The organism is Thioalkalivibrio sp. ALE23, from assembly GCF_000378545.1.
GTDB lineage: Bacteria > Pseudomonadota > Gammaproteobacteria > Ectothiorhodospirales > Ectothiorhodospiraceae > Thioalkalivibrio.
The window spans coordinates 36,910-55,383 of record NZ_KB900031.1; the positions used below are offsets into that span (position 1 = coordinate 36,910).

The 18,474-nt window shown below is 65.3% G+C and carries 19 protein-coding genes; 11 read left to right on the forward strand and 8 right to left on the reverse strand.

Annotated features, from left to right (window positions below):
* Window positions 1-79 precede the first annotated feature (79 nt).
* Genes F573_RS0100210 through F573_RS0100220 form a run of 3 tightly spaced genes read left to right on the forward strand, consistent with a single transcriptional unit; the run spans window position 80 to window position 4,997 of the window.
* Window positions 80-2,098, forward strand: coding sequence for a lipopolysaccharide assembly protein LapB (locus F573_RS0100210; RefSeq protein ID WP_019020997.1), 2,019 nt, complete (start codon window positions 80-82; stop codon window positions 2,096-2,098).
* A complete protein-coding gene (locus F573_RS0100215; protein WP_019020998.1) occupies window positions 2,095-4,122 on the forward strand; it encodes a hypothetical protein in 2,028 nt (675 codons plus the stop codon). Before F573_RS0100210 ends, F573_RS0100215 begins: the two co-directional genes overlap by 4 nt.
* A gap of 5 nt (window positions 4,123-4,127) precedes the next feature.
* Window positions 4,128-4,997, forward strand: coding sequence for a glycosyltransferase family 2 protein (locus F573_RS0100220; protein WP_019020999.1), 870 nt, complete (start codon window positions 4,128-4,130; stop codon window positions 4,995-4,997).
* Here the strand turns inward: F573_RS0100220 and F573_RS0100225 are convergent.
* Window positions 4,994-6,331: a flippase gene (locus F573_RS0100225; RefSeq protein ID WP_231384372.1), complete on the reverse strand. Its 1,338-nt coding sequence runs from the start codon at window positions 6,329-6,331 to the stop codon at window positions 4,994-4,996. The two genes, F573_RS0100220 and F573_RS0100225, sit on opposite strands and share 4 nt — an antisense overlap.
* Before the next feature lie 118 nt (window positions 6,332-6,449).
* Between F573_RS0100225 and F573_RS0100230 the strand changes: the two genes are divergently transcribed.
* From F573_RS0100230 to F573_RS0100235, 3 genes are read left to right on the forward strand one after another with little or no spacing between them, the layout of a single operon-like run.
* Window positions 6,450-7,568: a UDP-N-acetylglucosamine 2-epimerase gene (locus tag F573_RS0100230; RefSeq protein WP_019021001.1), complete on the forward strand. Its 1,119-nt coding sequence runs from the start codon at window positions 6,450-6,452 to the stop codon at window positions 7,566-7,568.
* On the forward strand, window positions 7,565-7,810 hold the full coding sequence (locus tag F573_RS15000; RefSeq protein ID WP_155986637.1) for an NAD-dependent epimerase/dehydratase family protein: 246 nt from the start codon (window positions 7,565-7,567) through the stop codon (window positions 7,808-7,810). Before F573_RS0100230 ends, F573_RS15000 begins: the two co-directional genes overlap by 4 nt.
* A complete protein-coding gene (locus F573_RS0100235; RefSeq protein WP_019021002.1) occupies window positions 7,807-8,922 on the forward strand; it encodes a glycosyltransferase in 1,116 nt (371 codons plus the stop codon). The genes F573_RS15000 and F573_RS0100235 overlap by 4 nt, the downstream gene beginning before the upstream one ends.
* Window positions 8,923-9,957: 1,035 nt before the next feature.
* On the opposite strand, the gene F573_RS15005 is transcribed toward F573_RS0100235, so the two are convergent.
* The 4 genes from F573_RS15005 to F573_RS0100250 all read right to left on the reverse strand — a co-directional run bounded on the left by F573_RS15005 (window position 9,958) and on the right by F573_RS0100250 (window position 13,625).
* Window positions 9,958-10,983 (reverse strand): hypothetical protein, encoded by a 1,026-nt coding sequence (locus tag F573_RS15005; RefSeq protein WP_155986638.1) that lies wholly within the window; start codon window positions 10,981-10,983, stop codon window positions 9,958-9,960.
* Between the two features lie 124 nt (window positions 10,984-11,107).
* Window positions 11,108-12,712, reverse strand: a complete 1,605-nt coding sequence (locus tag F573_RS0100240) for a mannose-1-phosphate guanylyltransferase/mannose-6-phosphate isomerase (RefSeq protein WP_026300736.1) — start codon at window positions 12,710-12,712, stop codon at window positions 11,108-11,110.
* A gap of 272 nt (window positions 12,713-12,984) precedes the next feature.
* Window positions 12,985-13,365: a type II toxin-antitoxin system VapC family toxin gene (locus tag F573_RS0100245; protein ID WP_019021004.1), complete on the reverse strand. Its 381-nt coding sequence runs from the start codon at window positions 13,363-13,365 to the stop codon at window positions 12,985-12,987.
* A complete protein-coding gene (locus F573_RS0100250; RefSeq protein WP_026279611.1) occupies window positions 13,362-13,625 on the reverse strand; it encodes an AbrB/MazE/SpoVT family DNA-binding domain-containing protein in 264 nt (87 codons plus the stop codon). The genes F573_RS0100245 and F573_RS0100250 overlap by 4 nt, the downstream gene beginning before the upstream one ends.
* A 327-nt stretch (window positions 13,626-13,952) precedes the next feature.
* Here F573_RS0100250 and F573_RS0100255 point away from each other — a divergent pair, with 327 nt between their 5' ends.
* From F573_RS0100255 to F573_RS0100275, 5 genes are all read left to right on the forward strand, one after another.
* A complete protein-coding gene (locus F573_RS0100255; RefSeq protein WP_019021005.1) occupies window positions 13,953-14,231 on the forward strand; it encodes a BrnT family toxin in 279 nt (92 codons plus the stop codon).
* Window positions 14,206-14,508: a BrnA antitoxin family protein gene (locus F573_RS0100260; protein ID WP_038033097.1), complete on the forward strand. Its 303-nt coding sequence runs from the start codon at window positions 14,206-14,208 to the stop codon at window positions 14,506-14,508. Before F573_RS0100255 ends, F573_RS0100260 begins: the two co-directional genes overlap by 26 nt.
* Window positions 14,509-14,749: 241 nt before the next feature.
* Window positions 14,750-15,193, forward strand: coding sequence for a transposase (locus F573_RS0100265; protein WP_019021007.1), 444 nt, complete (start codon window positions 14,750-14,752; stop codon window positions 15,191-15,193).
* Window positions 15,194-15,481: 288 nt separating this feature from the next.
* Window positions 15,482-15,694 (forward strand): addiction module protein, encoded by a 213-nt coding sequence (locus tag F573_RS0100270; protein WP_019021008.1) that lies wholly within the window; start codon window positions 15,482-15,484, stop codon window positions 15,692-15,694.
* Window positions 15,691-15,990: a type II toxin-antitoxin system RelE/ParE family toxin gene (locus F573_RS0100275; RefSeq protein WP_019021009.1), complete on the forward strand. Its 300-nt coding sequence runs from the start codon at window positions 15,691-15,693 to the stop codon at window positions 15,988-15,990. Before F573_RS0100270 ends, F573_RS0100275 begins: the two co-directional genes overlap by 4 nt.
* Window positions 15,991-16,261: 271 nt before the next feature.
* Here F573_RS0100275 and F573_RS0100280 read toward each other — a convergent pair whose 3' ends face one another.
* Genes F573_RS0100280 through F573_RS0100290 form a run of 3 tightly spaced genes read right to left on the reverse strand, consistent with a single transcriptional unit; the run spans window position 16,262 to window position 18,163 of the window.
* Window positions 16,262-17,623, reverse strand: a complete 1,362-nt coding sequence (locus F573_RS0100280) for a phosphomannomutase/phosphoglucomutase (RefSeq protein ID WP_019021010.1) — start codon at window positions 17,621-17,623, stop codon at window positions 16,262-16,264.
* A complete protein-coding gene (locus F573_RS0100285) occupies window positions 17,620-17,958 on the reverse strand; it encodes a type II toxin-antitoxin system RelE/ParE family toxin (protein WP_231384373.1) in 339 nt (112 codons plus the stop codon). The genes F573_RS0100280 and F573_RS0100285 overlap by 4 nt, the downstream gene beginning before the upstream one ends.
* Window positions 17,936-18,163: a hypothetical protein gene (locus tag F573_RS0100290; protein ID WP_018946147.1), complete on the reverse strand. Its 228-nt coding sequence runs from the start codon at window positions 18,161-18,163 to the stop codon at window positions 17,936-17,938. The genes F573_RS0100285 and F573_RS0100290 overlap by 23 nt, the downstream gene beginning before the upstream one ends.
* Window positions 18,164-18,474: the final 311 nt, after the last annotated feature.

An 18,474-nucleotide genomic window follows, 5' to 3' on the forward strand; every position in this document is an offset into this window, starting at 1 on the left:
GCACCGAACACCCCGCTCCGGCGGGGTGTTCTTTTTCCACCCCCTCCCCGCAGTTCCAGACATCCGCCACGAGGCCACGGTGAACGGACCCTCCCGCACCCTATCCGGAACCACGCTGAGCACCATTCTTCTGGTCGCCCTGCTGGCGGCTGTTGCACTGGTCTACGCGCCCGGCAGTACCGGGGGTTATGTCTTCGACGACATGCCCAATATCGTCGACAACACCGCACTGGAGATGGATCACCTGTCGTGGTCCGAGCTGCGCGCCGCGGCGTTTTCCGCGGATTCCGGCCGCCTGAACCGGCCCATCGCCATGGGCAGCTTCGCCCTGGAACGCTATTTTTTCGGGCTGGACCCGTTCCCGATGAAGATCACCAACGTGGTGATCCACCTGATCAACACGCTGCTCGTGTTTGCCCTGGCGCTGCTGGTCGCGCGCCGGCTCGAGCACCGCCTGACCGAACGGCGCGGGCATGGCCTGAGTCTGGTCATCCCGTTGCCGATGTTCGCCCTGGCCGTAGCCGCCGCCTGGGCGCTGGCCCCCATCAACCTGACCGGCGTGCTGTACGTGGTCCAGCGCATGGAGGCGCTGGCCACGCTGTTCATGCTGGCCGGCCTCATTGCCTACATCCTCGGGCGCCTGCGGATCGAACGCGGGCGTCTGCGCAGCGGCTGGGCGCTGGTCCTGGGCGGGCTGGGCCTCGGCACGGCCCTGGCCGTGCTCAGCAAGGAAAGCGGGGTCATGCTGCCGGTGTTCGCGCTGCTGGCCGAATGGCTGCTGTTCGGCTTTGGCGCGGCCGGGACGGCGACCCGGCGCGGGATTTACTGGCTGTTCGGCCTGGTGCTGGTGCTGCCCGGCGTGGCCGGCCTGGCCACTGTACTGCCGGTGAACCCCGAGCTCCCCAACCGCCCGTTCGACCTGTGGGAACGCCTGTGGACCCAGGCCCACGCGATGTGGTTCTACATGCGCAACATCGTCGCGCCCGCACCCGGTGCGCTCACCCTGTACCACGATGCCTTCCCGCTCGCGCGCGGCTGGAACGATCCCTGGACCAGCCTGCCGGCAGCGCTGGGCCTGCTCGGGCTGGTCGCGGGGGCCTTCGCGCTGTGGCGCCGTCACCCGCTCATCACCTTCGGCGTGCTGTTCTTCTTCATCCCGCACCTGCTGGTGTCCACCATCATCGGCCTGGAGCTGGTGTACGAGCACCGCAATCACATGGCCTCGGCCGGCCTGATCATGGCGGTGTTCGGGGTGCTCCTCTCGGGCCGCCCGGGCGACTCGCTTGCGTTCGCGCGCAAGGCGGCCGTGATCGGCCTGATCCTTCTCTACGGGTTTCTCACCTTTCTGCGGGCCAGCGAATGGAGCGATCCGATTCAGCTCGCGTACTTCGAAGGAACCCGGCAGGAAGACTCCCCACGGGCCAGCTACCATCTGGGCCTCATCCTGATTCAGGCAGGCGCCGAACCGGGCCAGCCGGTATACGGACTGGCCATTGAACAGATGCAGCGCGCCGCCCGCCTGCCCGGCGCCACCCTTACGCCCTATCAGGGGCTGATCTTCGAACATGCGCGACACGCCGGACTGAACGTGGACCCTGTATGGTGGACCGCCATGGAGGAATACATCCGCCGCGGGCCGCTGACCACGCAGGACGTGGGTGCGCTGATGTCGCTGGCGCGCGCCCAGGCCGACGGCACCATCGATCTGGACCCGCAGCGGCTGCAGCGGGTGCTGGAAACGGCCTATGAACTCCATCCCGACCGGAGCCGCCTGCGCCCTGCGCTGGCCGACTTCCTGATCAACGTCGCGGGGGAGCGGGAGCGCGGGTACGAACTCCTGCTAGAGGAAACCGCCCACCGCCCCGACAACGAGGTGACCTGGCTGCGGCTGGCGCGTTTTCAGATCGTCAGTGGAATGCTGCACCAGGCAGAACAGAGCCTGATGCGTGCGGCAGAGGCCGACCGGCACGACCGGCACGGCAGCACCCGACGCGCCCTGCAGGCCCAGCTCGATGAACGCCGACAGGAGCCGGACCCGATCGAGCCGGGCGAGATCGAACCGGGCGAGCTCCGGCCCCATGGGGAGGTCATGCCATGACGCGGCTGAACTCCGTTCGATCTCATACGGCATGGCGCGCAAGGCTGGCCCTGCTCCTTCTGCTGGCCCTCGCCTGGCTGGTCTACCGCCCGGGCCTGTCCGGCGATTTCATCTTCGATGATCTGACCAACCTGGCCCTGCTCGGTTTCTACGGCACCATCGACAACCTGCAGGCATTCTGGCTGTACGTGCTCTCGGGCTTTGCCGGCCCCACCGGACGGCCGGTGGCCATGGCCTCGTTCCTGATCGATGCGCGCAACTGGCCGGCGGATCCCGAGCCGTTCAAGCACACCAACGTGCTCATCCATCTGGCCATCGGCGTGGTGCTGTTCGGCTTGCTGCACCGGCTGGCACGGGCACTGGAGGCAGACGCCCGCACCGCCGCGCTGGTGGCCCTGCTGGCCACGGCGCTGTGGCTGCTGCACCCGCTGTGGGTCTCCACCACGCTGTACGTGGTGCAGCGCATGGCGCAGCTCGCCACACTGTTCGTGCTGGCCGGGCTGTGGCTGTACGTGCGCACGCGGCTGGCGCACCCGCCCGAGGTCCGCCCGGCCACGGTACTCGGTATGGCCGGCGGCATCGGCGGGTGCGGCCTGCTGGCCGTGCTCTCCAAGGAAAACGGGGCCCTGCTGCCGCTGCTGGCGCTGGTGCTGGAAGGGACCATCCTCGCCGCCCATGCGCGGCGGCACGGCCTGCAGCCGACCCGCGGGTTTGTCTGGTGGCGGCGGATCGTGCTGGGCGTGCCCGTCGCGCTGCTGCTGGCCTATCTGGCCACCCGCGCCGGGGCCCTGCTGAGCGACGACCCGGGCACGCGCGGCTTTACCGCGCTGGAGCGCCTGCTCACCCAGGGCCGCATCCTGTGGGATTACGTGGGCCACCTGGCCCTGCCCCGACCGGTCACGGGCGGGGTGTTTCAGGACCATATTACGGTCTCCACCGGCCTGTTCAGCCCCTGGACCACGGCACTGGCCTGGGCGGCCTGGATAACCCTGGCCGCGCTGGCCATCGTGTGGCGACTGCGCTTCCCGGCGCTGGCGGCGGCCATCCTGTTCTTTCTGGCCGCGCATCTGCTGGAGTCGAGCTTCATCCAACTGGAGCTGTACTTCGAGCACCGCAACCACCTGGCCGCCGCCCTGCTCGGCCTGCCGCTGGCGCTGGCCTGGCTGCGCTGGAAACGCCCGGATGCGCTCACCCGTACGCTGGTGCCCCTGCTGGTCATCGCCGCACTGGCCCTGGTGACCGCGCTGCGTGCGGACCTGTGGGGCAGCCCCTTCCAGCAGGCCCGCGGCTGGGCCGAGGCCCGCGAGGACTCGGCCCGTGCCCAGCACTACCTGGCCGGATTCTGGCGCGAGACCGGGCACTATGAGGAAGAAGAACGGCTGATCCGTCGAGCCATCGAACTGAACCCCGAGGGCATTCCCTGGCGCATCCGTGCCGTGGGCATCGCCTGCGAACGCGGCCGCGACCCGCATGAGCCACTGGAAGGCACGCTGGACGCCCTCGCCTCCATGAGCGCGGTACGCTCGGTGCAGCGCTCGCAGGTGAACACCCTGCTGGAACACCTGCACGGCGGAGGCTGCCCGGGACTGGACCAGCCCGAAGACGTGCTCGCCATCATCGACCGGCTGGAGGCCGACGACCGGGCCCGCAACCGCCCCGGCCTGGGCTCCACCCTGGAACTGTGGCGCGGCCATGTGCACCTGGACCAGGGCGAGATCGAACCCGCGGTGGCCGCCTACCGGCGCTCCCTGGGCGAAGAACCCCGGCCCGGGCGGGTCCTGGCCGTGACCGCGCGCATCGCCAGCGCCGGCCATCTGGAAGACGCCCTGGTGTTCCTGGAGACCACGCCGCTGGACACCCGCGCCCGAGGCACGCACATCGACGGCATCCGCGCCCGCTACACCGAACGAACCGGGTATTATGAGCGCGAGCGCGAGCACCTGCGAGGGGCCATCCTCGAGGACCTGCTCGCACCGGATTACCCGATCCCGGCCCCGAGGACCGGGCAGGCCAACATGGAGTGAAGCGCATGGATCCGCAGCTGAGCATCATCCTCCCCGCCAAAAACGAGGACGCCGCCATCGGTCCCGTCGTCTCCGCGCTGGCCGGGCAGTTCCCCGAGGCCGAGATCCTGGTGGTGAACGACGGCTCCTCCGACGAGACGGAACAGGTGGCCCGCGAGGCCGGCGCCCGGGTGGTCACCCAGCCCTACAGCATGGGCAACGGCGCCGCGATCAAGCGCGGGGCGCGTTCGGCGCATGGCGAGATCCTGGTGTTCATGGACGCCGACGGCCAGCACGACCCGGCGGATATCCCGCGCCTGCTGGAACGCCTGGACAACGGCTACGACATGGCAGTGGGCGCGCGCCAGCGCGGTTCGCAGGCCAACGTGGGCCGCGGCCTGGCCAACCGCTTCTACAACCGGCTGGCCAGCTTCATGACCGGGCAGCGGATCGAGGATCTAACCTCCGGCTTTCGGGCAGTACGCGCGCGGCTGTTCCGCGAGTTCCTGCACCTGCTGCCCAACGGCTTTTCCTACCCGACCACCATCACCATGGCGTTCTTCCGCGCCGGCTACCCGGTGTGCTACGTGCCCATCCACGCCGCCAAACGCATTGGCCAGAGCCATATCCGCCCCATTCAGGACGGCATCCGCTTCCTGCTGATCATCTTCAAGATCGGCACGCTCTATTCGCCACTCAAGCTGTTCGTGCCCGTGGCGTTCCTGCACGGCTTGCTGGGCGTGGGGTACTACGCGTTCACCTTTCTCACCCAGGGGCGGCTGTCGCTGGCCACCATCTTCATGCTCACCGCCGGCGTCACCATCTTCCTGATCGGCCTGGTGTCCGAGCAGATCACCCAGCTGATGTACAAGGATGCGCACTCGGAAGGCGACTAAAACGCCGAACAGCGAATCCCAAGCCGCTGCCGAACCACGAACCACAGCCACACGTTCCACACCACCAGACTCACGCTGGTGGCCGCCGCCGCACCCGCCACACCGAATAGCGGGATCAGCGCCAGGTTCAGCACCACGTTCAACCCCGCCGCCACCGCCACCACTCGAGTGACGTCGCGTTCGTGGCCCGTCATGTTCAGCAACAAGCCGGTGGAACCAAACCCGGCATTGACTACCTGCCCCAGCCCCAGAATCAGTAACGGCAACCAGGCGGCCCCGAATTCCGCTCCGAAGATTGTCACCAGCAGCCACTCGCCGATCAGCGCGAACACCAGCACCGACGGCAACGCAAAAGCCAGCGCGGCCTGTGCAGTACGCCGAGCCATCTTCTGCAGCTTGCCGAACTCCCCCTGGTTATACAGCCGGGTAATGTACGGGGCGACCACCATGTTCAGGGCCTTAAGCCCAAGAGCCACCATCAAGGCCCCCTGCGCCGCCGTGCGATACACCCCCACATCCACCGAAGCCGCCAGGATCCCCAGCAGGATCACGTCCGCGTAACGATTGATCTGTTGAAACCCCTGGGTGAGCGCCATGGGCCAGGCGGCCGCGAACCAGGCCCTTGCATCATACTCGGGCGCAGCCCGCGTCATTTCTAACGGCCGGACGCGATAAAGCCACAACGTCCCCAGCGCAAAGGCCAGGACGGCGGCCAGGACCATCATCGCCATCGCCAGATCCGCCGTGAGCGACACGGCAGGCACCCATAGCAACAGTCCGATGAACACCACCGCCAGCCCCGGCCGAATCACCTGCCCGGGCAGGACCCCCGCCAGCACATGCCGCAGCCCGCGCAGGGCCGCTGAAAGGATCTCCAGGAGAGCGAGAAGTGGTACCAGCAACACGCCCCAAAGCAACGTGTTACGTAACGCCCCATCCTCGACCTCGCAGAGCAGCAACATCCCGCCCACGGCAAGCGCCACCACCAACGAGAGGACCAGCGCGACAGCGTGACCCCAACGCCACATTCCCCGGACAGGCGCCCATTCACCCGACGCCTGGCCCCTTGCCGTCTCGCGAATAATCAGTGGCGGCAGCCCCATACGAGTGGGCACGGAAAGCAGCGTCATCAAGGCCAGAACAAAGGCATACACACCCAGCCCTTCGGCCCCAAGCCCGCGCGCAAGAAGCACCAGCAGCACCAGACCCAGCAGGACCTCGGCTATCTGTGCCGCCAGACTCCCGGCTCCGCCACGCAGCAACCGGCCCGCCAGGCCGTGACCTCGCCAGCCTCCATCCGATGCTTGCCGCTGCTGTTCACTCCCGCCGCTCAAGCGATGCTGCCTCCCGGCTCTTGATCATCCGCCTGTATGCCCTTTGCCATGGTACGCTAATCACACGATTGACCCGCCAGGAACCGGCCGGCCGAAAGGCCCACAGGGAAAGGAACCCATGCCCGAGCAACCCACGGAAAGCCCGCGCCTGGTGGCGATCCTCGGCACCCGTGCGCAGACCATCAAAATGGCGCCCCTGCTCGCAGAGCTGGAGCGTCAAGGCCTGCCCTTTCGCCTGCTGCTCACCGGTCAGCACCGCGAGACCATCGACGAGCTGCTGGATGAATTCGGCATCCACACTTCGCGTGAACGGCTGTATGAAGGGCCGGAGATCAAGGGCATGGCCCAGGCCGCCAAATGGATGATCCGTACGGCATGGACCCTCTGGCGCCGGCGCAACAACTGGGCACCACGCCCCCGCCGGAACACCATCGTCCTGGCCCATGGGGATACCTTTACCACGTTGCTGGCCGCCAGCGTCGGCTGGCTCGTCCGCGCCAGAGTGGCCCACGTGGAGGCCGGCCTGCGCTCGTACGACTGGCGGCACCCCTTTCCGGAGGAACTCACCCGCCTGATCGTCACGCGTTTCGCCCACATCGCCTACTGTCCCGGCGAGTGGGCCTGCGGAAATCTCAACCCGAATCGCCAGGCAGTGGTGGACACCGGAGCCAACACCATCCTCGATGCGCTACGCGCTGCCACGGCCGCGCCACCGAGCCCCGAAGCCAGAGTGAACCAGCCCTATGCGGTAGTCTCGGTTCACCGATTCGAGAACCTGTATTCAGGAGTACGGATGGACATCATCCTTGGCGCGATCCGACAGTTGGCCGAGCTTGTCCGAGTCATACTTGTGCTCCATCCCACCACTCGCAAACGTCTGATTGAACTCGGCGAACTCGATGCGCTTGAACAGAACCCAGCGATCGAACTGCGTCCGCGGATGACCTACATCCCTTTCATGCAGCTCATCAGCCAGGCCCGACTGGTCGTCAGCGACGGAGGCAGCAATCAGGAGGAGCTTTCGTACCTTGGTATCCCGACACTTCTGATGCGAATGGCCACCGAACGCCAGGAAGGCCTCGGGAGCAACGTCATACTGAGCCGCTTCGACCCTGAACGCATCTCCGAGACCATCCGGCGGGCTGTTCACGGGGAGGGGCAAACCTCCCGAAGCGAACTGCCCGCCAGCCAGCCCGCAGCCATTATCGTGAATGACCTCCGGGAGCGCCTGACATGAACCCGGTCCACACCCAACGTCCCGGCACCATCCTCGTCACGGGAGGCGCCGGCTTTATCGGTTCTGCGGTCATACGCCATCTGCTCCGAACGACGGACGTGCAGATAGTCTCTGCACTCCCTAAGGAATACTCCCGAGCGATCACGGAACCTGGCCAGTCAGAGCAGGAGCCACGCACTGAAAAATTACGACCGGCACTCGACCGCCCGGCGCTTCCAGCCCTCTACACGAACCTCGTATGAAAATCCTCGTCCTCACCAAACGCCATCACATGGGTCTGGACGCGCTAACCCATCTCCATGGCCGATGCTTTGCGATCCCCGAAGAGCTCGCATGCTTGGGCCACGACGTCCGCGGCCTGGTCGCAGACTACCGCCCCGCTCCGGGGAACGACGGCCCGCCCTCCGACCCGGCAGTTAGCTGGGAAGTCCTGCCAATCCGCTCCGGTCCCTTGCTGCGCTTCGACCGCTATCTTCGAGCAATCCGCAGGACGATCCGGACCTTTGAACCGGATCTCATCTGGACCGGGTCGGATGCGCTGATTACGGTCGTCGGCGAACGCGCGGCCCGCCGGCACGGCATCCCTTCCATCATTGACCTGAAAGATAACTATGAAGCCTTCGGTCTCACCCGGTTTCCCGGGCTCCGCCGTATGCTCCACTCGGCAATCCGTAACGCCCACGCGGTAACGTGCGCGTCACAGGACCTCGCCCAATATGCATCGCAACACGGTGCCCATCGAACCCTGCATTTGCCCAATGCCGCGGACGGCCACCGATTCCGCCCCCTCGACCGGAACCAGGTCCGGGCACAACTGGGCCTCCCGACTGACCTGCGTCTGTTCGGAACGGCGGGATCACTGACCTCCGACCGCGGAATCGACATCCTGAGTCGTGCCGCCGCCATCCTTGGCTCCAGACTCGGAAACACAGGCCTGCTGGTCGCCGGCCCCCGTGATGCTTCCTGGCAACCACCCACCAATCTCCCGGTTTACGACCTCGGGCAAATACCCCTCGAACAGGTGCCACTGGTTCTGAACGCTCTGGACGTCGGGGTCATCTGCAACATCCCCGGCCAATTCGGAAGCTATTGCTACCCTCAAAAGCTTCACGAGATGCTGGCTTGCCACTTACCTGTCGTCGCCGCCCGTACCGGGCCGTTTGCTTCAACACCCACTCCCCATGGCGTCGTCTCGACATACCCGCCCGACTCCCCGGGCGAAGTCGCCAACGCGATCGAACGCGCGCTCACCACTCACCTTGATTGGAGCCGCTCAACCGGAAGGGATACATGGTACACTCGCGCCGCTTCATTCATCGACTTCGCCCAACGCATAACACATTCACCCGTTTAAGACCCGGCCGAACAACTTAAGCGCCGCAGCGCCGCCCACCATCCCTCGCCTTACTTGAGGCCACTCACCTACACCACTGCTTCTGACTATATTCCAACCCCAAAAGCGAAATCTCACAGGCAACCCCAAAACGCTCGCTACCACTGCTCGATGGTGTCCCGAGTGAACAACACCGACTACCTCATTCGAGGACACCAGTACAAAGCCCGACACCTCAACCGAGTCCTTCCTTGTTTTACTAAGCTTCTCATACAGAAACGCATACCGACTAGCCTCCAGGTTGAGCTTTTCTGACGATACCGGGCCGAAATATTTGCTACCATGCTCCGACCCCAGCCCGCATCCGCCAATTATTTTTCGCGCGTCATCTTGCTCAAATACTTGCCGCCTCCAACGCACGTACCCTCCCGGCACGCCTTCCCACGGCAAACAAGCCGACAACGGATCCAACCTCGCTATCTCTGGCGTTACGAAACCTTCCAGCTCTGGCAAAACATCGACCAACGAGATTGGCGACGTTTCGTCATAATACCGCCCCAGCGCCGCCTTTCCCCTATCGAACGACCCACCAATCTCCTTCACAGCTTCATAAAGCCGGCCACCAGGGATTAATGGCTCACATAAAGGCGGAACCACTCGCAAACTCGAAGCCGTAACATTAAGCTCATAAAGCCCATTGTTCGGAACCCCCGCCTCAATCTCACGCATACTAACCCTACGTGCCGCACACAATGAGCGCTGTTTCAAGCCAACCTCCAGCCTACGCCCTAACGATGCCGGACTCGGATAGATTCCGACCAATCGCACCAACGCGACTTTTACGGACAAAATAGGGCATATTTTTTTTAAACCCATTACCCCATTCCTTTCAAGACATCCAAAAACCATCTGGACTCAAAACCATCATCACAAGAATGAATAGGGTTAAACGACTCTGATGCAGGAACTGCTTTCCTTACAGCTCTCCGACACTTCTTTTTAGCTACACCTAGCTTGGCATTAATAAAAGGATCCACACGACTCGGTTTCGCACACTCATCGTAATAAACTAGCGCATAAACAGGGTGCCCCCCCCGACACAGGGAAAGGGCCGGGGCCCCAGTTACCGCCTCTCATATGATCAGACAAGAACGCTGCCTCTTCACTGGAAAGCTCCCACTCGCCTTCCAAAATCAAACCCACGCGGTCGAACGAATCCTTTATTTTTGATAAAAATCCGGAGCTATACGCCAACTCCCTCACCACAACCAATATTTCCTCGGGTTCCCCGAATTTTCTTGCAATAATTCCCTCATTATCAAAATCCGCGACAGAACGCTCTAATAAGTACAGTTTACGGAACAGGTCGGGGGGAGGAAGAGCTTGACTAGACTCGAGATACTCTTTCAAATAAGCAGCCTCAACGGGGATCTCCAGATGCTGCCGCGAAACCAAGTCTTCCAGCTCTTCAAAATACGCGTGCTCAGGACTGGGCGTCGGAAACATAAAGCCCGGGATGCCGGATCGAGCACCCTTATGAAAAAGGCAGTGGTAGATCAACAATATAAGGGAATGCGACTGATTGGGGACTCTTATACCCTGCGGGTTAGTGATACTAGAAGCAAGGACCTCCTCAGCTAGAAAGGCAGGATAATATGGCAGCCCATTATAATCTGATTTCTCCCCTCGCGCCGAATATAGATCTACCGCGCGCCCCCCGGGCCTGCGCCGAAGATAAGAAGCCACAAAGTCGAAATCGCGCTCCGACACCAAGATATCCAGGTCTTCTGAGTCGCCGAGGCCATGTTCTAGATGGTCACTCCATCGCATCAGCACATAACTAACCCCATAATCGGAAATTTCAGACAAGAATTTTGTCTCTGACGCGCCCTCTGGAAGGTAGTATCTTGGATAGCCTCTGCGAGCGGGAACGACCTTGCTTATACGCTGAGCCAGCGGCCATTTGTCAATAATCAAACGGAGCCCTCTTGGAGAAGACCGGTAGAGGAGGCGCGCCGCCTTGATAGACAGAAAGAGGGCTTCTTTGGTGAAACCGTTTGGGGTTGAGAATAATTTTTTCATATAAATTGGGAGCGGACGAATCTCTGTTGACGAGGCGATGACGCTGAAGGGAAAATATTTCCTATGCGAACAGATCGGAGATAAGCACAGCTACGTCTCAAAGACGTTGTTTTGTGGCTTCTCGTTATCGGTGCGAACGATCCATTCGCTCGATGTCGTCCTCGCCAAGATAATCCCCGGTCTGCACCTCGATCACCTCCAGCGGTCCCTCGCCCGGGTTCTCCAGGCAATGGATCTCGTGCAGGGGGATGTAGGTCGACTGGTCTTCCCGTACATCATAAACGGTTTTTCCGCGCGTGACGCGGGCGGTGCCGGCGACCACGATCCAGTGTTCGGCGCGGTGGCGGTGGCGCTGCAGGGAGAGCCGCGCGCCGGGGCGCACGTGCAGGTGCTTGACCTGGTAGCGCTCGCCGGCCTCCATGCTGCGGTAATGGCCCCAGGGGCGGTGCACGGTGGGGTACTGGTGCACCTCGGGGCGGGACTGTTCGCGCAGGCGTTCGACCAGGGCGCGCAGTTGGGGGAGCCTGTCGCGGGGTGCGGCGAATACGGCGTCCGGGGTGGCGATCACGGCGGTCTCCTGCAGGCCGAGGGCGGCGACCAGGGTGTCGTGGCCTTCCACCAGGCTGCGGGTGCAGTCTTCCAGTACGGTGTCGCCGCGGGTGTGGTTGCCGTGGGCGTCCGGTTCCTGCAGGGCGGCCAGTACCTCCCAGGAGCCGATGTCGGTCCACCCGGCGTCCAGCGGGGTGACGGCGGCGGCCTCGGTGGCTTCCATCACGGCGTAGTCGATGGAGCGCGCGGGGGCCTGGCGGAAGGCGTCGGGGTCGGGGCGGAGGAAGTCGAGGTCGTGCCGGGCATCGGCGATGGCGGCGCGCGCGGCGCGCGGGATGTCGGGGGCGTGGCGTTCCAGTTCGGCCAGTACGCGCGAGGCGCGGAACAGGAAGATGCCGGCGTTCCACAGGTAGCCGCCCTCTTCCAGGTATTGCCGGGCGGTGGCGGCGTCGGGCTTTTCGGTAAAGCGGGCCACGCGGGCGCCCGCATCACCCAGTGACTCGCCGCGGCGGATGTAGCCGTAGCCGGTCTCGGGGCGCTCGGGGGTGACGCCGAAAGTGACGAGGTAGCCTTCTTCGGCCAGCGGGGTGGCGCGGGCCACGGCCGCGTGGAAGTCGCGGGTGCGGGCGATGTGGTGATCGGCGGGCAGGATCAGCAGCAGCGGGTCGCGGCCTGCGGCCTCTTCGCAGGCCGCGGCCAGGGCGATGGCGGGGGCGGTGTTGCGGCCCTCGGGTTCCAGCACCAGCGGCGGCAGGTCGGTGTATCCGGCGCTGCGGAGCTGTTCGGCGGCGAGGAAGCGGTGTTCGGCGCCGACGATGATCCGGGCGGGGGCGAAGCGTGGGGCGGGGTGTGGGGCTGGCCCCGGATCTGGCTCCGCAGCAGGTTCCGGGGGCATCGGCCAGGGGGCTGGCCTCCTACAACCAAACCCTGCCCGGTAGGAGGCCGGCCCTCCGGCCGATCGGGCGCCGGAGCTGGTCAGCCGGAGGGCCGGCCTCCCGCGGGGGGTGGTCGAACCGGGGTAAGCGCTGGCCACCCGCGCGAGTGTCTGTTGCAGGAGCGTCGGGCCATCGGCATGCGGCAGGGCCAGGAACTGCTTGGGATGCGCCTCGCGCGAGAGCGGCCACAGGCGCGTCCCGGAACCGCCGGCGAGGATCACGGGCTGGATCACGGTATCGTCCATGTCGGCATCATACCCCAGTGCGGGCCTCCGACCGGCGTATCGGGGCCGGATCGGCGCCGGATCGGCCAGGGGGCTGGCCTCCTACCCCTCCCTTCCCTGTGGGAGGCCGGCCCTCCGGCCGATTGTGCGTCCGGGCTGTCTCCAGGGCCGAATCGGCCAGGGGGCTGGCCTCCTACCCCTCCCTTCCCTGTGGGAGGCCGGCCCTCCGGCCGATCTGCCCGGTGCCAGTCTTGCCCCGTCGGCCAGGCCCCGGATACGAGCGGCTGGCGGGGTTAACGCAACGAGCAAACCTCGATGTCCAGGTCGAGCTGGTTCCAGGCCCGATCAGCGGTCAGGACCGGGAGGGCCTTGTCTCTGGCCAGCGCGAGGCAGGCACGGTCGGCCATTGACAGGCCATGTCGGCGGGAGGATTCCCACAGCTGTGCGGCCAGCTCGGCCTGTTGCGCCGTGAATGGCTCGAACACCAGCCCGACATCCATGAACTCCTGCTGCATGCCCCGGACGTCGACCCCGCGCTGCAGGGCTTTCTGGAGAACCTCGGACCAGTTCACGGTGGACACGCAGCCGCCGTCGAGGACACGCGCCACGCTGTCTCCGCCCGGCTCGTCATGCAAAAAGGCCAGCAGGGCGGAAGCATCCAGCACGGTGGTCATGGTTCACCATGTTCATGCCCGGCTTCGCGCCGCCGATCGTCAATGAGTTCGTCCGCAAGACTGACGTCCCGCGGGATGTGCCTGAATCGATCACGGAGCCGTTGCTCGACGATCTCACGCCGTTCCAGCACCAGGCTCTCCCCGACCAGACGCGCGACCAGGCGGTCGCCCGGGCGCAGTTTCAGGGTATTGCGCAGTGCCGCCGGGATCACCACCCTGCCTTGTGCGCCTACCTGCACCTCGTTTTCGTTTTGTGCCACAGCTCTCATCCTCTGCCACATGCAGCTCCAATATGGCACAGCAAGGCGCAACGAACCACGGCCAACCGCAGGCCCCGACATCCCGCGCCCGATCGGCCAGGGGGCTGGCCTCCCACAGGCCGAACCCTGCCACCGGTAGGAGGCCGGCCCTCCGGCCGATTCGGCGTCCGGGGTGTCTCCGGCGCCCGATCGGCCAGGGGGCTGGCCTCCCACAGGCCGAACCCTACCACCGGTAGGAGGCCGGCCCTCCGGCCGATTGTGCGTCCGGGCTGTCTCCGGCGCCGGGTGGCGCTGGCGGCACATGTTTTTTGTACATACAATATTCAAATGGAGATCGAATTTGATGCGGACAAGGACGCCGCGAACCTGGCCAAACACGGTGTCTCCCTGGCCGACGCCGCGCATCTCGACTGCGACACGCTGCTGGCGATGGAGGACCGCAGGGCCGATTACGGCGAATGCCGGATCACGGGGTACGCCCTCCGGGAAAAACGGCTGTACTGCGTCGTCTTCACGGACCGGGGATCCGCTCGCCGCATTATCAGCCTGCGCAAGGCCAACAACCGGGAGATCCTTCGCTATGCCCAAATTTATAACGCTACGTGACGGCCGCCGGGTCGCGCTGAACGATGCCGACGAGGAAACCCGGGTCAACGAGGGCATCGCTGCGGATCCGGATACCCATGAGTCCGATGAACAGGAGTTCGCGAAACTTCGTCCGGTCGGTCGCCCACGGTCCGAAGTGACCAAGGAACGAATCACGATCCGCCTGTCACCGGAGGTGGTGGACGCGTTCCGCGCAACCGGAAAGGGCTGGCAGACGCGCATGGACGCGGCCCTGAAGGAATGGTTGAAGGAACACCACCCCACCCCGGACCCGTAGGAGGCCAGCCCTCTGGCCGATCGGGGCCAGAAGACGCACCGGGCAGATCGGCCAGGGGGCTGGCCTCCTACGACCTGATCCCGCCCTGTAGGAGGCCGGCCCTCCGGCCGATGGGGCCGCGCTGGATGCCCGAACGCCGGATCGGCCAGGGGGATGGGCTCCTGCCGGGTCGGGGGTTGGCGGGCATCCGGGAGCGCGATAGGCTTTCTGGCTCAGGGAACACAAGCTGGAGAAACGCGCCATGGATGGCCGCCCTCATGCCGAGGCCCTTCGCCGGGGCCGGTATTCCGAACCCGGCCGTATCTATCTGGTGACCACGGTCACGCGTGACCGCAAGCCGGTTTTTCGAGATCTGTGGGCCGCCCGCGCCCTGATTGGTACGCTGCGTTACGCGGACAGGGAGAACCACGCGGAGACCCTCGCTTTCGTGGTGATGCCCGACCATCTGCACTGGTTGATGTCGCTGGGCGAGGTGGAATCGTTATCCACGGTGGTTCGATCCATCAAGGCCGTCACGTCCAGGCGTCTGGGGCATGCGGTATGGCAGCCGGGGTTCCATGACCGAGCATTGCGGCGGGAGGAGGAGCTGTTGCCGATCGCCCGTTATATCGCAGCCAATCCGCTGCGTGCCGGGCTGGTCCGCAATCTGGGCGATTATCCGCACTGGGACGCGATATGGCTGTAACCGCGCCCTGCAGGAGGCGAGCCCGAAATCGGCCGGAGGGCCGGCCTCCTACGGGCCGTGCCCGCCGATCCGCCGGGCCCGCCGACCCGGCCGGGGCACCCGTGGGAGGCCAGCCCCCTGGCCGCTCGGGGCGTTGACCGATCCGGCGCAGGGGGGATGTCCGAACGCGAAATCGGCCGGAGGGCCGGCCTCCTGCCGTTCCCCCGCCCCGTAGGAGGCCAGCCCTCTGGCCGATCCCATGCTCGATGATATGCTGGCCATAATCCCTTGACATTCTGGTACCAGGCTATGGACCCAACCATCGAAAAAATGTCGGTCGCCGAGAAACTGCGAACCATGGAAGCCCTGTGGGAGGACCTGAGCCGGACTCCCGAGCAGGTTCCTGCTCCGGAGTGGCACGGTGAGGTCCTGGACGACCGGGCAGCGCAGATAGAACAGGGGCGCTCGCAATTCACCCCCTGGAGCAGTGCGCGGGAACGCTTGCTCAATCGCCCTGAATGAAGATTGAGCTCCTCTCGGAAGCCGAACGCGATCTGACTGACGGCTTTCATTTCTACGAAAAGCTTTGTCCCGGGGTCGGTTTCTATTTTCTCGAAAGCCTGGCCAGCGAAATCGACTCCCTCGCCCTTTACGCCGGCATCCATGAGACCCGGTTCGGCTTCTACCGGCTGCTGGCTCGTCGGTTCCCGTATGCCGTGTATTATCGAATGCCGGAGCCGGAGCGGGTTCAGATTCTTGCCGTGCTCGATTGCCGTCGGTCACCCGAAATGGCGCGGACTCGGCTGCGGCCTGATTGAATGCCGATCGGGCGTTGACCTACCCGGCGTCGGGGGTTGCCCGAACGCAAAATCGGCCGGAGGGCCGGCCTCCTACCGTTCCCCCGCCTCGTAGGAGGCCAGCCCCCTGGCCGATCGGGGCCAGACAACCCACCGGGGCAAATCGGCCGGAGGGGCAGATCGGCCGGAGGGCCGGCCTCCTACGGGCCGTGCCCGCCGATCCGCCGGGGCCCGCCGACCCGGTCGGGGCACCCGTGGGAGGCCAGCCCCCTGGCCGATCGGGCATCAGGGGTTATTCCCCGGCTTCGATGATGGCAGAGATGTGTTCGACCTGGCGGCGCAGGAGGTGGCGGTCGCCGCGGGTCTCGACGTTGAGGCGCAGCAGGGGTTCGGTGTTGGAGCCGCGCAGGTTGTAGCGCCATTCGGGGAATTCGACGCTGATGCCGTCGGTGCGGTCGATGTGGCCGGACCGGGCATCGGTGGCGACCATCACGCGGTGGATGACGTCCATCATGTTGTCCACACGGAAGTTGATCTCGCCGCTGCAGGGGAAGCGCTCCATGCGTTCGCGCACCATCTCGCGCAGGGACTGCTCGCGCCGCCCCATCAGCTCGACTACGCGCAGCCAGGGCAGCATGCCGGAGTCGCAGTAGTAGAAATCGCGGAAGAAGTGATGGGCACTCATCTCGCCGCCGTACACGGCGTTCTCGCGGCGCATGGTCTCCTTCATGAAGGCGTGGCCGGCCTTGCTCTGCACCGGTACGCCGCCGGCGGCCTCGACCATTTCGATGGTGTTCCAGGTCAGGCGCGGGTCGTGCACCACCCGAGTCCCCTGCCCGCCCCCCGGCTGCGCGCGCAGGCTGGCCTCAGCCAGCAGGCCGACCATGTAGTACCCCTCGACGAACTCGCCGTGCGAGTCGAAGAAGAAGCAGCGGTCGAAGTCGCCGTCCCAGGCCAGGCCGAGGTCGCCGCCGAAGGAGAGCACCGCGTCGCTGGTGTAACGGCGGTTCTCCTCCAGCATGGGGTTGGGGATGCCGTTGGGAAAGTTGCCGTCGGGTTCGGCGTTCTCGCGGATCATCTCCACCGGCAGGTGGGCATCCAGTTCGTCCAGCACCGGGCCGGCCCCGCCGTTGCCGGGGTTCACCAGCAGGTTGAGCGGCGGCATCACCTCGGGGTCGACCAGGCTCAGCAGGTGGCGGATGTACGCCTCGCGGTGGTACAGCCGCCCGGCGCGCCCGCGCACCCGTGGGGTAAACCCGCCCTGCTCCGCCCGCCAGCGTATGGCCTCCAGGCCACTGTCGGCGCTCACCGGCCGCGCGCCCTCGCGCACGATCTTGAGCCCGTTGTAGTCCATGGGGTTGTGGCTGGCGGTGACCATGATCCCCGCCCCGGCGCGGTAGTAGGCGGTGGCGAAGTACACCTCCTCGGTGCCGCACAGGCCGATATCGGCCACGTTGCAGCCGCCGGCGGAGAGCCCGTCGATAACCGCCGCCGCCAGCGCCGGGCTGGTGAGGCGCACGTCCCGCCCCACGATGGCCATCTGCGGCCCCAGTTCCTCGGCCACCGCCCGCGCGATGCTGTACGCCACCCGCTCGTTGAGCTCGTACGGGACCCGCCCGCGGATGTCGTACGCCTTGAAACAGTCCAGGTTCATGTGCCCGGGTCCGGTTCGTGCAGGAACTTGAGGTCCGCGTCCCTGCGTTTGCGGGCGGCCTGATAGAAATTCTCGTGCGGGGCCAGATTCATCAGCGTGAGGACGAGCTGTCCCTCGTCCCATGCGTAACCCAGCAGGATCTCCTGCCCCTCCAGCCGAAATTTATGCACCCACAGATGTGCGAGATCGCCCCGCTTCCGCGTCCCCAGTTCCGGATTCTCGACAAGGCGGTCGATCTCGTCGTCCACCCGGTCCTTCTGCTTTTCGCTCAAACGCTTGAACGCCTTGCGGAAGGTCGGCGTCTGCCGTATCTCAATCCTTCTTTCGGCGGACATACGGCTCGACCCGTCCTGCGTCGATCTCGGCGGTTGCGGTCAGTGCGTCCCTGATAAATTCATAGGGCAGATCCGGGTTGTCTTCGGCCGTGCGGCCGATCTGCACCCAGTGCTCGATCTGCTTGGGCAGGCTGCGGTGATTGGCCTCCGCATAGACCTGTGCATCACGGACCAGGGTGTCGTCCAGACGAACGCTTCGGGCCATGGGTGGCATCTCCTGCGCCCTTCGACGCGATGACAAGCGTGGATGATTGCGACAATTTGTCGCACTATATCGGACTTTAGGGCGGACGGGGGGCGGGGTCAACCACGCCGGAGGAAGTCGCCCGGACGTGGGATCGGCCGGGGGGCCGGCCTTCTACACGACCGGGGGCCGTGGGAGGCCAGCCTCTGGCCGATCGGGCGCAGGAGACAGCCCGGACGTGGGATCGGCCGGAGGGCCGGCCTCCTACACGACCGGGGGCCGTGGGAGGCCAGCCTCTGGCCGATCGGGCGCAGGACATTGCTCGGACGTGG

What these genes read in the sequence shown, in the direction of transcription:
- F573_RS0100215 (WP_019020998.1), top strand. Translation starts at nt 2,095, where the DNA reads ATGACGCGGCTGAACTCCGTTCGATCTCATACGGCATGGCGCGCAAGG.
- F573_RS0100220 (WP_019020999.1), top strand. Translation starts at nt 4,128, where the DNA reads ATGGATCCGCAGCTGAGCATCATCCTCCCCGCCAAAAACGAGGACGCC.
- F573_RS0100230 (WP_019021001.1), top strand. Translation starts at nt 6,450, where the DNA reads ATGCCCGAGCAACCCACGGAAAGCCCGCGCCTGGTGGCGATCCTCGGC.
- F573_RS15000 (WP_155986637.1), top strand. Translation starts at nt 7,565, where the DNA reads ATGAACCCGGTCCACACCCAACGTCCCGGCACCATCCTCGTCACGGGA.
- F573_RS0100235 (WP_019021002.1), top strand. Translation starts at nt 7,807, where the DNA reads ATGAAAATCCTCGTCCTCACCAAACGCCATCACATGGGTCTGGACGCG.
- F573_RS15005 (WP_155986638.1), bottom strand. Translation starts at nt 10,983, where the DNA reads ATGAAAAAATTATTCTCAACCCCAAACGGTTTCACCAAAGAAGCCCTC.
- F573_RS0100240 (WP_026300736.1), bottom strand. Translation starts at nt 12,712, where the DNA reads ATGGACGATACCGTGATCCAGCCCGTGATCCTCGCCGGCGGTTCCGGG.
- F573_RS0100245 (WP_019021004.1), bottom strand. Translation starts at nt 13,365, where the DNA reads ATGACCACCGTGCTGGATGCTTCCGCCCTGCTGGCCTTTTTGCATGAC.
- F573_RS0100255 (WP_019021005.1), top strand. Translation starts at nt 13,953, where the DNA reads ATGGAGATCGAATTTGATGCGGACAAGGACGCCGCGAACCTGGCCAAA.
- F573_RS0100260 (WP_038033097.1), top strand. Translation starts at nt 14,206, where the DNA reads ATGCCCAAATTTATAACGCTACGTGACGGCCGCCGGGTCGCGCTGAAC.
- F573_RS0100265 (WP_019021007.1), top strand. Translation starts at nt 14,750, where the DNA reads ATGGATGGCCGCCCTCATGCCGAGGCCCTTCGCCGGGGCCGGTATTCC.
- F573_RS0100270 (WP_019021008.1), top strand. Translation starts at nt 15,482, where the DNA reads ATGGACCCAACCATCGAAAAAATGTCGGTCGCCGAGAAACTGCGAACC.
- F573_RS0100275 (WP_019021009.1), top strand. Translation starts at nt 15,691, where the DNA reads ATGAAGATTGAGCTCCTCTCGGAAGCCGAACGCGATCTGACTGACGGC.
- F573_RS0100280 (WP_019021010.1), bottom strand. Translation starts at nt 17,623, where the DNA reads ATGAACCTGGACTGTTTCAAGGCGTACGACATCCGCGGGCGGGTCCCG.
- F573_RS0100285 (WP_231384373.1), bottom strand. Translation starts at nt 17,958, where the DNA reads ATGTCCGCCGAAAGAAGGATTGAGATACGGCAGACGCCGACCTTCCGC.
- F573_RS0100290 (WP_018946147.1), bottom strand. Translation starts at nt 18,163, where the DNA reads ATGGCCCGAAGCGTTCGTCTGGACGACACCCTGGTCCGTGATGCACAG.